Genomic DNA, 11,843 nt, shown 5'->3' on the forward strand with positions numbered 1-11,843 from the left:
GAACCATGACTCGCGGCGCGGCATGGACCTTTCCCATCGCGATGGACGACCTCTCCGTCTCGTATCCGGCCCACGGTGCGAGCGACTCCTTCGCCGCCCTGCGCGGGATCACCCTCCGGGTCAATCCCGGTGAGGTGCTCGGTGTGCTCGGCGAAAGCGGCTCAGGCAAGAGCACCCTCGCCAGGGTGCTCTCCGGGAGCGGGGGATCGGCCGGCACGGACGTACGACCGCTGATCACCGGCGGCGAGGCGACCGTGCTCGGCCTGCGGTTGCGGGGCATCAGCCGCCGCAAGCTCGCCCGGTTGACCCTCGAGGTCGGGATGCTCGCCCAGGACGCCGGCCAGACGCTTCCGGCAACACTCACCGTCAGCGAGCTCGTTGCGGAGCCCGTGCTCGAGCGCGACGCCCGGTACCAGGCCGGTGCCCTCAGGGCGCTCGTGGCGACCATGGTGGATGCCGTGCGCCTGCCGCTCACCGTGCTCACGAAATACCCGTACGAGCTCAGCAGCGGCCAGCGGCAACGCGTCGCGCTTGCCCGCTCGCTCGTGCTCGGCCCCACCCTCCTGATCGCGGACGAACCGCTCGCGGGCGTCGACGTCACCGTCCGTGACGCCGTCGTCGACCTGATCGGCGAACTGCAGCGCGAACGCGCGTTCACGGCCGTCGTGATCAGCTCAGACCTCGCCGTTCTCCGGCGCGTGACCGACCGGATCGCCGTGCTGCACCAGGGCGTGCTCGTGGGCCTCGGCACGATCGACGAGGTCTTCGCCGACCCGTGGCATCCCTACGTCGCCGAGCTTGCTTCGGCACTCACCCAGGACGGACAGCATGACAGCGATACCTGAGCACGCCCAGCATGAGGCCGTCCTGGCCGGCACGGTCACGGCCGTTCCGCTCGGGCAGCGGCCGCCGAGCGGGCCGATCGCGATCCTCCCGCACCCCGCAGACACCGCCATGTGGGCGGTGCAGGCGGCCGGGGGAGTCCTCGGACCGCTCTCGGATGCCACCCGAGGATTGATCTGGCTCTCCTACGGGCGTGCGGACGAGCTCCGCGCCGCTCTCGACGACAACCCGGGCATCGGCTGGGTCCAGCTGCCCTGGGCGGGAGTCGACGCGTTCAGCGACCTCCTGGCCGAGCAGGACCGGCCCGGACTGCTCTGGACGAGCGCCAAGGGCGCATACGCCCAGCCCGTCGCCGAGCACGCCTTCACGCTCACCCTCGCGCTCCTGCGCGTGCTGCCCAAGCGTGCCAGGGCCCTGAGCTGGAGCACCCTGCCGGAGGGGCGCTCCCTCTACGGTCGCCATGTCGTGATCATCGGCGCAGGCGGCATCGCCCTCGAACTCATCCGGCTGCTCGAACCGTTCGGGACGACGGTGACCGTTGTGCGCCGGTCCGAACAGCCCGTGGCCGGCGCGGCGCGCACGGTGCAGACGAGCGCCCTGCACGAGGTCCTCCCTGACGCCGACGTCGTCGTCGTCGCGGCAGCGCTCACCAAGGACACCCGGCATCTGATCGGCGCCCCCGAGCTCGCGCTGATGAACCGCAACGCCAACCTCGTCAACGTGGGCCGCGGTCCGCTCATCGACACCGATGCCCTCGTCGCGGCCCTCGCCGCAGGGAGCATCGCCGGCGCAGCACTCGACGTCACGGAACCGGAACCGTTACCCGACGGGCATCCGCTCTGGACGGAGCCGCGCTGCCTGATCACGCCGCACTCGGCGGACACGCCCGAGATGACCGCTCCGCTGCTCGCCGAACGGATCCGGCTCAACGTGCTGGCCTTCCTCGGCGATGGCCGTTTCGTCGGCGTCGTCGACCCGCAGCGCGGGTACTGAGCCCGTGCCGGGCCGGTGCCGAAGCGCTGGGAGGAGACCGCTTCCCGGCCCCGATTTGGCGAACGGCCGATTCTTGGTAAAGTAATAACGCTGTTCAAGCGGAAACGCTGTTCCAGCTTTTCCTCGATAGCTCAATTGGCAGAGCATCGCACTGTTAATGCGACGGTTCTTGGTTCGAGTCCAAGTCGGGGAGCGAAAGGCCACTCAGGGCTCCACCCCGGGTGGCCTTTTCTATTTCTATTTCATTCTGTTTTCTCTTTTCGTCCGGAAGTTCTGGAAAGGCGACACCGTGGAGTTCTGGCCTCTCGCAGCCGGCGTGCTCGCCGCAGTCGCCGTCGTCCTGCTGCTGTTGTGGCTCCTCACGGCTCTGCGCCTTCGCCGCATCATCTTCGACCGCACGGCGGCCGAACGGATGCGTATCGACCTCGAACTGTCCCTCGCCGAACAGAACGGCCGCCTCGGCATCATCCGAGAGCTTCAGGACGGTGCGGTGCTGAACGTCGCCCGGCTGATCACGCAGGCAGAGGGTGCGCGGTACACGGCGGAGAACGACCCGGCGAGCGCGGTCCGGGTCGCGACGGCCCTCGTCGAGGACGGCAGGGTCGCCCTCGCGGACATGCGCAGGGTGCTCACGATCGTGCGCGAGGGCGAAACCGTCGACACGCCCCAGCCGGGCCTGCAGTCCGCGCGGAACCTGTTCCGCGTGATGCGCGACGCCGGCCTCGAGGTGAGCTTCGCCGAGTCCGGCGACCGTTTCCCGCTCAAGCCGGGCGCCGAACTCGCGATCTTCCGGATCCTGCAGGGCGCACTCGCCAACGCCCTCACGCACGGCGGCCGCGGCACGGCGGCGAACGTCTCTTTCACCTGGACTAGGGACGGCCTGCAGCTCCTCGTCGACGACGACGGCATCCGCGCGGCCGCCCGCAGGGTGAGCTCCGACCCCGACGAGGTCGCCGCGCGCACCCGGTACACGATCGACGACGACCTGCACGCGCTCAGCGAGAGCGTGTCCGGTGCGGGCATCACCCAGATGCGGGAGCGCGCAGAGCTCTTCGGCGGCACCTTCACGGCGGGCACCGTCCCGGGTGTCGGCTTCTCCGTGTCCGTAGTCTTCCCGTTCCTGCGCTACCACAACGGTGTGCACGGCGTGAACCTCTCCCGGTAGCGGGATGCCCGCGCAGCTCCCTCCCGAAGACGACGCTGTCGACGACGACACTGCCGAGGACGCCGCCTCCCAGGAGATCGCCGCCCGGGCTCTCGACCGGGTCGCGACGCGCGAGGGCATCGCCGTCGGCGTCGCGACGGCCGCATACGGGGTCTCCTTCGGGGCGCTCTCCGTCGCGTCCGGCCTCACGCTCTGGCAGACGGCGTTCCTCAGCCTGGTGATGTTCTCCGGGGGATCCCAGTTCGCCCTGATCGGAGTACTCGCGGCCGGCGGGGTCGCGGCGGGGCCATCGGCGATCGCCGGTGCCGCGCTGCTCGGCACCCGGAACGGCCTCTACGGCATTCGCACCGCGCCCATCGTCGGCCGCGGCTGGCTGCGCCGGTTCGCGGCGGCGTGGATCACGATCGACGAGTCGACGGCCGTCGCGCTCGCCCAGCCGACCCCGCGGTCGAGCCGGCGCGGGTTCTGGGTGACCGGCCTCATCGTGTTCGCCGGCTGGAACCTGACGACCTTCGTGGGCGCCCTGATCGGCAACACCCTCGGCGACACCCGCTCGTACGGCCTCGACGCCGCGGCCGCTGCCGCTTTCGTCGGCCTGCTCTGGCCGCGGCTGAAGCGGCGGCAGGCCCTCGTCGTCGCGGTGGCCGCCTTCGTCGTGGCCACAGCCCTGACGCCCGTTCTCGCGCCCGGGCTGCCCGTGCTTGCGGCCGCGCTCGTCGCCATCGTCGTCGGCTGGTCCAACTGGGCCGGCGCGCGCTCCGGCACCCCCTCTGGTACTCCAACGCGGGGGAGCGGCAGGTGACCCTCTGGCAGATCGTGATCGCGGCATCCATCGCCTGTGTCGTGCTGAAGCTCGCCGGCTATCTGGTGCCGGCCTCCGTGCTGAAGAAGCCGACCCTGGCGAGAATCAGCGAACTCGTGACCGTTGCCCTGCTCGCGGCCCTCATCGCGGTGCAGACGCTCGGCGCGGGGACGGGCGTTGCCCTGGACGCCCGGGTGCCCGCGGTCCTCGTCGCGGTCGTCCTGTTCGCCCTGCGGGTGCCCTTCATCGTCGTCGTGATCGTGGCCGCGCTTGTGGCGGCAGGCCTTCGCGCCCTCTTCTGAGCCTATTCGTCGAGGTTGTCTACGCCCGGCAGCCAGGCGAGGCCGGGACCGCCCCAGCCGCGCTTGCGCGTGACCTTCGTTGCGATCTTCGCGTAGAAGTGCTCGAGGCGATCCACATACACCGTGCCGTCGAGGTGGTCGAATTCGTGCTGGAAGATCCGGGCGAGCCAGCCGTCCGCGTGGATTTCGAACGGCTTCTGGTCGAGGTCCACGGCGCGGAGGATCGCCCGGGGGGAGCGGAGCAGCGGGAATCGCTCGCCTGGGTACGACAGGCACCCCTCGACGTCCTCGTCTTCGTCGGCCTCTCCGGCGGGGACCGGAGTGATCCAGAGCTCGGGGTTGATCGCGACGCCGCGCCACTGTCGGTTGTCGTCGTCGAGGTAGGCGTAGGTGAACAGACGCAGCGGGATGCCGACCTGCGGGCCGGCGAGGCCGACTCCGGGAGCGGCGTCCATCGTCTCGAACATGTCCTGGACGAGATCGCGGAGCTCCTGGTCGAAGGTCTCGACGGGCTTGGCGGGGGTGTGGAGGACGGGGTCCCCGAAAATAACAATTGAGCGAACGGCCATTCAGCAAGGATATCGGGCCGTTCCGTCGTAGGGTCGTTGAGTGCACCTCGACCTGATTGACTTCACCGTCGACCTCCCCGTCGACCCTCGCCAGGCGATCGGCATACCGCTCGCCCTGATCGGCGGCGTGTTCCTGTCGCTCGGAGCCCAGTTCCAGCACCGGGGCGTCAACAAGGTCGAAGCCAACACCGTTGCGGTCACGGGAGGCCTCGATCCGCACCAGCTGCTGCTCCTGCTGCGCCGGCCGTCCTGGGTGATCGGCACCCTCATGCTCGGCCTCGCCATCGTCTTCCAGCTCTCGAGCCTCGCCTTCGCCCCGATCATCGTCGTGCAGCCCCTCGGCGCCGTCGCCCTCGTGATCACGTCGATCGTCAACGCCCGGGTGACCAGGACCCCGGTCAACCGGGCCTCCAAGATCGCCATCGCGCTCTGCGTCGGCGGCATCGGGCTCTTCGTCACCGTCGCGGCCTTCTTCGCCGTGGACAAGCCGGTGACCGACAAGAACCTCATCACCATCCTGATCGTGCTCGCCGCGGTGCTCGTCTCCTTCGTCGTCGCGTTCGCGCTGCTGCACACCCAGTTCAAGGCGATCTTCTACATCACCGGCGCCGGTGTGCTCTACGGCTTCGTCGCGACCCTGGCGAAGGTGATCATCAACCGCACTCAGAACGGCAATTTCGAGTGGCTGACGCTCACCTGCGTCGCCGGCCTGCTCCTCGCGGCAGCTCTCGGCGCTTACTTCGTCCAGAACGCGTATTCGTCGGGACCGCCCGATCTCGTGATCGCCGGCCTGACCGTGATCGATCCGCTGGTGGCGGTCGGAATCGGCATCGTCGTCCTCGGCGAGATCGCACAGGCTCCAGCGTGGGCGGGAGTAGCGTTCGCATTCGCAGGCGCCATCGCGATCTGGGGTGTCATCCTGCTGTCGCGGCACCACCCGCAGGCATCCGTTACCGTATCGGAATAGGGCGCGCCGTCGCCGAGGATGGGCGAGAACACGCGGATTTAGAATAGGGTGCTAAGAGATGTCGGCCGCGTTCGCGCCGTCCAAGACCTGAAATACCGCCGGATGACGACCTCCGGCCCACACACGTTGGGACACCCTCACTTTGTCAGACTCGACCGCTTCGCCACTAGGTTCGACCCCTGTGGCTCCGGGTTCGAAAAAGCCGATCAAGGTCCTCATTGCCTGCGACACGTTCGCCCCTGACGTCAACGGCGCGGCGAAGTTCGCCGAGCGTCTCGCCGCCGGCCTGACCTCCCGCGGCCACGAGGTGCAGGTCTTCGCGCCGGCTGCCTCGGCCAAGCACGGCACCTGGACCGAAGAGCACGAGGGACAGACGTTCCTCGTGCACCGGATCAAGAGCTGGCGCTGGTACCCGCACGACTGGCTCCGCTACGCGCTGCCGTGGCTGATCCATGCGGAGAGCCGCCGAATTCTCGACACCTTCAAACCGGATGTCGTGCACTTCCAGTCCCACATCAACATCGGGCGCGGCGTCACGATCGAGGCCGCGAAGCGCGGCATCCGCATCATCGGGACGAACCACTTCATGCCCGAGAACATGCTCGAATTCACGCTCATTCCGAAGAGCATGCACGAGCGTCTGATCAAGATGGCCTGGAAGGCGGCTCGCCGCACCTTCGGCCGGGCGGAAGCCGTCACGACCCCGACCGTGCGCGCCGCCGAGTTCCTGGAGAAGTACACCGGACTCGAGGGCGTGCTCGCCATCTCGTGCGGCATCGACGCCCATAACTATTCACCGTCCTTCGAGCCGCGCACGGAGAACCGGATCCTCTTCGTCGGCCGAGTGACGAGCGAGAAGCAGATCGATGTGCTCCTGCACGCCGTGACGCTGCTCGCGCCTGAACTGGACACCCAGGTCGAGATCGTGGGCGGTGGCGACCAGAAGCGCAACCTCGAGCACCTCGCCCAGAGCCTGGGCATCAGCAACCGCGTCGTCTTCCGCGGCTACGTGACGGATGAGGAACTGCGCGCGGCATACACCCGCGCCACCTTGTTTGCGATGCCGTCGATCGCTGAGCTGCAGAGTATCGCGACCATGGAGGCAATGGCCTCGGGCCTGCCGATCGTCGCCGCGAACGCCATGGCGCTGCCGCACCTCGTCCACGACGGACAGAACGGCTTCCTCTTCGAGCCAGGAAGCGCCCAGGACCTTGCGGACAAGCTGACCCGTGTACTCACTGCGGGCCCCGAAGTGCTCGACGCCCTCAAGCACGAGTCGCTCCGGCTGATCGGTGCCCACGACATCAATCGCACCCTCGACACTTTTGAGAGCCTGTATCGTGGGGAACCGGTGGTCGACACGATCACCTCAGATGCCGCCGCCCGCTCCACGGAGTGACTGCGGTTGGGGGCGGTAGCTCAGCTGGTTAGAGCAGCGGACTCATAATCCGTCGGTCCCGGGTTCAAGTCCCGGCCGCCCTACTCGAAGTATGGTTTGATCAGGGTTTCTTGTCCTCACTGAAAGGGCAAGACTTGATGCATACATGGTTTATCCATGGTTTATTCGAAAGTGATCGCCTGCCACCGGCGCTCACTATGAAGGTGCACGACCCGGTTCGATCGGGCTGGAGTGACCTCGAATACCTACTGGTCATGGATACTGAACGACTCTTCGGGCTCGGTCTAGAGCCTGTGCTGACGACAAGCGAACTCGCCGAGTATCTCGGCGTGCAGGTGCAGGCCATCTATGACCTGCGCACCGACGGCCGCGGTCCTTCTGGCATTCGAGTTGGACGGGAGATCCGCTATCGAGTCTCCGACGTTCGCCGATGGCTGGACGGCCTCCACGAGCCCGAATCATCCTTGAGTAGTCGAGGTGGCGAGCACTGATGGCCGGACGACCACGACTTCCGATCAGTACGTTCGGTGCCATTAAGACGACCAAAATCGGTCCAGACCGGTACCGGGCAACGACTGTATTCCGCGACTGGGACGGGCAGTCGCGGCAAGTGGGCGTGACCCGTTCGAGTCGTAACGCGGCGCAGTCAGCGTTGAAAGTCGAACTGGCCGGGCGCATGCGTGCTGGTGGGGTCGGTGACGCGCTGAACGCGGGCTCGCCGTTCCCGATGCTGGCCGACGCCTGGCTTGAGGACGTGATGCTCGACGTGGACCGTGCCCAAGGGACCAAAGACACCTACAAGCGGGAGCTGCGCGTGCTCGTCATGCCCTTCTTCGAGCACTTCACCATTCGCGAAGTGACCGTCGGGCGCATCGAGCTCTTCCTGAAGAAGCAGCGTGAGAAGTCCTACACGCGAGCGAAACACTCTCGCACGATCCTCAATATGATCATGGCTTTCGCGGTGCGCCGGGAGATCATCACACGCAATCCGGTGAAGGAAACCTCGCGGATGAAGAAGCCCCCTCACACCCCCAAGGCGCTCACGACGGAGCAGATCACCGCAATCCGACTCGCCGCCCGCGAATGGCGTACGGGGGAGGGCACGAAGGGGCCACGATCCGACGGACAGGTGCGGGACATCATCGAAGTGATGCTCGGCACAGCAACACGCATCGGAGAGGCGCTCGCGCTGCGGCAATGCGACGTGGATCTGGATGCCGATCCGCCGCGAGTGACCATCAGTGGCACGCTCGTCGTGCACAACGGCGTCGGTGTGCTCCGTCAGGCGCATCCCAAGACGCACGAGTCGAACCGCGTCATTGCCGTACCGCAATTCGCGGTCGACGTGATCCGCCAACGCCTGGCGCTGATCGATCCGGACGACGCGGAACACTTACTTTTCTACTCACGGAATGGCACGCCGCTCACGCCGTACAACGTCAGACGCACGTTCCGGGGGATACTCCGGAACGCTGGCCTCGAGGACATGGAAATCAGCCCACACTCCTTTCGTCGTACCGGCGCGACGCTGCTCGCCAACGAACTCGGCATACAGGCAGCGGCCGACATGCTCGGACACACCTCGACATCGACGACGAAGGCGCACTACGCCGAGCCCGACCGGACGGTGAAATCGGAGCCCGCAACGGTACTGCAACGGCTGGCGCCACCGCCGTCGTCGGGAGACCCCAGTGTCTCAAAGGTGCCCAACTCGGAGGCCGGTGCCCCGCTGATCGGCCCGGCTTCGGGCAAGGCAGGTGCCAAACGTAGGCTCCCTGACCGACCGGACTGATACGGCGCATGCCGGACTCGGCGTTACGAGGGTGACGTCATGAAAGGTTCGTTGATCCTCATTTCCCCTCGTTTCAGCGAAAACGCTCCTCGTCGAACTGCTGAGTGCCGCCCTCCATAGTCCACGCCGCGGCAAACGGCATCAGGGTCTCAATGGTGGCGACGCGAACGCCCTCGGCGGTCGGCAGCAGCACCCTGATGCCTGGGTAGTAGTCGAAAAGGACCTGCCTGTCACGCCCGCATGGTCCAACAACACCGCGCTCATGATTGCCAACAGCGACGATTGTCGCGATTTCTCGCCCGCCCTATGCACGCGCCGCGCCAAGTACGACCAGTTCAGCGCACGGACCACCGGTGAAGTGGAACAAATTCACCCCGGCGAACATTCGGCCGTCGGCGGCTCGAACTGCCGCGCCCATAGTATGTGCACCATCTTCATCGGGCCCGGCATCCGTGTTTGCGTCGATGACCTCTCTTGCGAGCTCAACGAGCTCCAGGTCTTCGGCGCTCGGCACTGTGAGTTCAACTTTTGGGAGCATGAGGGTAATCCTACGGATCGAACCGGATTCAACTTCTGGCCGGCCTGTTCGCAAGCCGGACCTTCATTGGCACAGAATTCGCCGCCAGGGCTTCAAACCGGCGTTGAGTAACTGAGTGGCATTTGGGAGCTCTGAGCGTGCAGGCCCAATTGTTCGGCGCTGACTGACATGCTTGTGACATGGTGCAACCGAACGACCTCCTCGCTGTCCTTGTCGACGCCGACAATGTGCCGCCTGCAAAGATCGGCGCAGTCCTCGCCGAGGTGGCACGTTTCGGCACTGCCTCGGTCAAACGGGTCTACGGCGATTGGACCAAAACGAACTTGAGCAGTTGGAAACCTGTTGCGAGCGAGCACGTGATTCAGCCGATCCAGCAATTTGCAAACACGATCGGAAAGAATGCGACCGACAGCGCACTGATCATCGACGCCATGGACCTGCTGTACACGCGTCGATTCCACGGTTTCTGCATCGTGTCGTCCGACAGCGACTTCACCCGTCTCGCGTCCCGCATTCGCGAAGAAGGCGTCACCGTCTATGGGTTCGGAGAGCGGAAGACGCCCGCAGCTTTCCGTAACGCGTGCGATCTGTTCACATACCTCGACGTGCTCGAAGAGGCTGAAGGGGAGAGCACCTCTGCGGTGCTTGCGCGGCTGTCGGGGACACGGTCATCACCCGCCGTAACGAGGGGAAGCACATGGGCAGACCAATCGGGTACGCACGGGTTCGACCCGACGGCAAACCACAAACTGTCACGAATCTGACCTGCTTTCGGCCGGAGTGAATATTGGCTTCGCTGGGCACCACTTGTGGTGCGGTTGAGCCCCACCGTTGAGATGCCTGATTCGTATCGTTCAGCCCCACTCCCGGCGTGGTTGAGCACCACCTGAAAAGCTCCTCCCAGCATGTGATCGCCACATGGCGGCAGGAGTTCCAGTACCGGCACGGAAGACCAAAGCGAAGCAGATCCTGAAACTGCGTAGTCAGGGTTAGCTGTAACGGGCGATCCACTCCGCCCAGGGGATGCCGAAGGCCGCACCTTCCCAGCCTGGGACGAATCGAGGAATGCGCGGCACGGATCGGGAGGGCAACCGTCACGGTGACGGACAAGATCTCAGAGACCCTCTTCAGCGACGGGGCCGCCTTCGACGCGGCGCTGGCAGTGCGCTGGCTGTCGAGCCGGTGAGCTGGGCGTAGGTGGCCAGCAGATTTGCCCGCTGGTGGCCACGAGACCTGCCCGGTCATGGCACATGCGCGAGCACAGATCCCTCGCCACCGCGTATTCGATGACGGAGAGCGCCCGTGGTGCTGAGCCGCACCACCACTGGTGCTCTTGCGCACGATCGATGGGGCTCAAGCGCCCGATCGAGTGGGGCTCAGGCCCTCGAATACTCACCGGAGCGCGGCGGGCCGGGCGGGGTGGTAGCGGCGTATCTCGAGCTCGAGCCTCCAAACCGAACTTTGACAAAGCGCTCGATGCGCTCCATACCGGCGACACCCTCGTCATCACGACCCGTGACCGGCTGGGCCGCAGAAAATGCATGCATTCGCAAATGACTTGCGCGCTCGAGGCGCCGCGTTACGAGTACTAAACCTCGGGGGAGGGGACGTAAGTACCACAATTCCGTTGGGGTCGACTGGCAGCCGACCGAGAGACCTGACTGGACTTCAGCGGCGTCCGAGGCCTTTTCGCCGGTTAATTAGCTTAACCAGTTGTTTCAGTTCGGCGTCGCTCCGGTCGTAAAGTGCTATCAGGGCAGCGTTCAGGACGCGAGCGCACAGCACGACGTCGGCCACTGTCATTTCCTGACTGTGACTTGCCTCGTTTCCGATCCACTTCACGGCTAGCAGTGTGTGCGCGATGTCGGGTTGTTTAAGACCAAACATTTCGATCCTCGCATGCAGTGTGGCTGGGACACGCTTCCCCGTTTTTCTGTCGACCCTGGACTTGTTCACGCGCTGCGCATTCATGAGTTCCTCGGTGGCGCGTCGGAGACGATTGCCAGCTGCGCTGGGACTCACGAAAAGAACGTTGGACGCGCCTACGATCTCATCTTGTACGGTCTGCGGTGTGCGTTCCGGGACCGCTAAGAGAGGCAATGCAGGATTCGCATATCGTAAGCGGTAGGTATCGACCAGCTGTGGCTGACCGCGACCGTCATAATCGTCGAAATCGTAGTGATATCCCCAATCGCCGGCCATTGCTAGTTCTCGCATGCAATTGGTGTCATCGCAGATCAGGGTGCCGGTAAAAGTGCCAGAAAGCTCTTCGAACGGCCCTTCGTTGCGGTGCGCAGCCGCGAGCGAGGCTTTGGAAACAGAGTCCATTTGCGATTGACTAGTCGCGTATCCAACTGTGCCAGTTTTGCACTGCGGGCATGTCGTTCGTGGCCAGGTCGCAGCAGTCACCCAGCGGTCGAGATCATTCAAGCTTCTTGGCATTTATTGACCATATCGGGGCCCAAGAGCTGCA

General features: G+C 65.4%; 13 protein-coding genes, 2 tRNA genes and 1 pseudogene. 14 read left to right on the forward strand and 2 right to left on the reverse strand.

Features of this window, described 5'->3' with window-relative positions:
- Positions 1-5: 5 nt before the first annotated feature.
- The 6 genes from E3O46_RS07205 to E3O46_RS07230 all read left to right on the forward strand — a co-directional run bounded on the left by E3O46_RS07205 (position 6) and on the right by E3O46_RS07230 (position 4,105).
- Positions 6-845 carry an ATP-binding cassette domain-containing protein gene (locus tag E3O46_RS07205; RefSeq protein ID WP_134558459.1) on the forward strand — a complete coding sequence of 280 codons (840 nt, stop codon included), beginning with the start codon at positions 6-8 and terminating at the stop codon, positions 843-845.
- Positions 829-1,836, forward strand: coding sequence for a D-isomer specific 2-hydroxyacid dehydrogenase family protein (locus E3O46_RS07210; RefSeq protein ID WP_134561412.1), 1,008 nt, complete (start codon positions 829-831; stop codon positions 1,834-1,836). The genes E3O46_RS07205 and E3O46_RS07210 overlap by 17 nt, the downstream gene beginning before the upstream one ends.
- A 120-nt stretch (positions 1,837-1,956) precedes the next feature.
- Positions 1,957-2,029 (forward strand) — tRNA-Asn (locus E3O46_RS07215).
- A 96-nt stretch (positions 2,030-2,125) separates the two neighbouring features.
- Positions 2,126-3,001 carry a sensor histidine kinase gene (locus E3O46_RS07220; RefSeq protein ID WP_134558457.1) on the forward strand — a complete coding sequence of 292 codons (876 nt, stop codon included), beginning with the start codon at positions 2,126-2,128 and terminating at the stop codon, positions 2,999-3,001.
- 4 nt (positions 3,002-3,005) lie between these two features.
- Positions 3,006-3,803, forward strand: a complete 798-nt coding sequence (locus E3O46_RS07225; RefSeq protein WP_134561413.1) for an AzlC family ABC transporter permease — start codon at positions 3,006-3,008, stop codon at positions 3,801-3,803.
- Positions 3,800-4,105 carry an AzlD domain-containing protein gene (locus tag E3O46_RS07230; protein WP_134446027.1) on the forward strand — a complete coding sequence of 102 codons (306 nt, stop codon included), beginning with the start codon at positions 3,800-3,802 and terminating at the stop codon, positions 4,103-4,105. The genes E3O46_RS07225 and E3O46_RS07230 overlap by 4 nt, the downstream gene beginning before the upstream one ends.
- Before the next feature lie 2 nt (positions 4,106-4,107).
- Here the strand turns inward: E3O46_RS07230 and def are convergent, their stop codons facing one another.
- Entirely contained in the window at positions 4,108-4,674 is a 567-nt protein-coding gene (gene def / locus E3O46_RS07235) for a peptide deformylase (protein ID WP_134446026.1), read from the reverse strand.
- 40 nt (positions 4,675-4,714) lie between these two features.
- Here def and E3O46_RS07240 point away from each other — a divergent pair, with 40 nt between their 5' ends.
- From E3O46_RS07240 to E3O46_RS18675, 8 genes and pseudogenes are all read left to right on the forward strand, one after another.
- Positions 4,715-5,641, forward strand: coding sequence for a DMT family transporter (locus tag E3O46_RS07240; protein WP_134446025.1), 927 nt, complete (start codon positions 4,715-4,717; stop codon positions 5,639-5,641).
- Positions 5,642-5,822: 181 nt separating this feature from the next.
- On the forward strand, positions 5,823-7,040 hold the full coding sequence (locus E3O46_RS07245) for a glycosyltransferase (protein WP_241975262.1): 1,218 nt from the start codon (positions 5,823-5,825) through the stop codon (positions 7,038-7,040).
- A 9-nt stretch (positions 7,041-7,049) separates the two neighbouring features.
- A tRNA-Ile gene (locus tag E3O46_RS07250) sits at positions 7,050-7,123 on the forward strand.
- A gap of 114 nt (positions 7,124-7,237) precedes the next feature.
- Complete coding sequence (locus E3O46_RS07255; RefSeq protein WP_241987358.1) at positions 7,238-7,531, forward strand: helix-turn-helix transcriptional regulator; 294 nt, start codon at positions 7,238-7,240, stop codon at positions 7,529-7,531.
- The gene (locus E3O46_RS07260; protein ID WP_134561414.1) at positions 7,531-8,832 is read left to right on the forward strand and encodes a tyrosine-type recombinase/integrase; all 1,302 of its coding nucleotides are present in this window, start codon (positions 7,531-7,533) and stop codon (positions 8,830-8,832) included. The genes E3O46_RS07255 and E3O46_RS07260 overlap by 1 nt, the downstream gene beginning before the upstream one ends.
- A gap of 262 nt (positions 8,833-9,094) precedes the next feature.
- Positions 9,095-9,481: a hypothetical protein gene (locus tag E3O46_RS18425; RefSeq protein ID WP_174775120.1), complete on the forward strand. Its 387-nt coding sequence runs from the start codon at positions 9,095-9,097 to the stop codon at positions 9,479-9,481.
- Between the two features lie 68 nt (positions 9,482-9,549).
- Positions 9,550-10,134 (forward strand): NYN domain-containing protein, encoded by a 585-nt coding sequence (locus E3O46_RS07270; RefSeq protein WP_134561415.1) that lies wholly within the window; start codon positions 9,550-9,552, stop codon positions 10,132-10,134.
- A 663-nt stretch (positions 10,135-10,797) separates the two neighbouring features.
- Positions 10,798-11,006, forward strand: a pseudogene (locus E3O46_RS18675) (recombinase family protein); the annotation flags it as partial.
- Between the two features lie 32 nt (positions 11,007-11,038).
- On the opposite strand, the gene E3O46_RS07280 reads toward E3O46_RS18675, so the two are convergent.
- Positions 11,039-11,698, reverse strand: a complete 660-nt coding sequence (locus E3O46_RS07280) for a DUF4145 domain-containing protein (protein ID WP_166791040.1) — start codon at positions 11,696-11,698, stop codon at positions 11,039-11,041.
- Positions 11,699-11,843 lie beyond the last annotated feature (145 nt).

The sequence above is a fragment of the Cryobacterium glucosi genome, assembly GCF_004402235.1.
Lineage (GTDB): Bacteria > Actinomycetota > Actinomycetes > Actinomycetales > Microbacteriaceae > Cryobacterium > Cryobacterium glucosi.

Excerpts from the sequence above, each read along its gene's own strand:
- E3O46_RS18425 (WP_174775120.1), top strand. The coding sequence starts at position 9,095 with ATGATTGCCAACAGCGACGATTGTCGCGATTTCTCGCCCGCCCTATGC.
- def (WP_134446026.1), bottom strand. The coding sequence starts at position 4,674 with ATGGCCGTTCGCTCAATTGTTATTTTCGGGGACCCCGTCCTCCACACC.
- E3O46_RS07255 (WP_241987358.1), top strand. The coding sequence starts at position 7,238 with ATGAAGGTGCACGACCCGGTTCGATCGGGCTGGAGTGACCTCGAATAC.
- E3O46_RS07210 (WP_134561412.1), top strand. The coding sequence starts at position 829 with ATGACAGCGATACCTGAGCACGCCCAGCATGAGGCCGTCCTGGCCGGC.
- E3O46_RS07205 (WP_134558459.1), top strand. The coding sequence starts at position 6 with ATGACTCGCGGCGCGGCATGGACCTTTCCCATCGCGATGGACGACCTC.
- E3O46_RS07280 (WP_166791040.1), bottom strand. The coding sequence starts at position 11,698 with ATGGACTCTGTTTCCAAAGCCTCGCTCGCGGCTGCGCACCGCAACGAA.
- E3O46_RS07260 (WP_134561414.1), top strand. The coding sequence starts at position 7,531 with ATGGCCGGACGACCACGACTTCCGATCAGTACGTTCGGTGCCATTAAG.
- E3O46_RS07225 (WP_134561413.1), top strand. The coding sequence starts at position 3,006 with ATGCCCGCGCAGCTCCCTCCCGAAGACGACGCTGTCGACGACGACACT.
- E3O46_RS07270 (WP_134561415.1), top strand. The coding sequence starts at position 9,550 with ATGGTGCAACCGAACGACCTCCTCGCTGTCCTTGTCGACGCCGACAAT.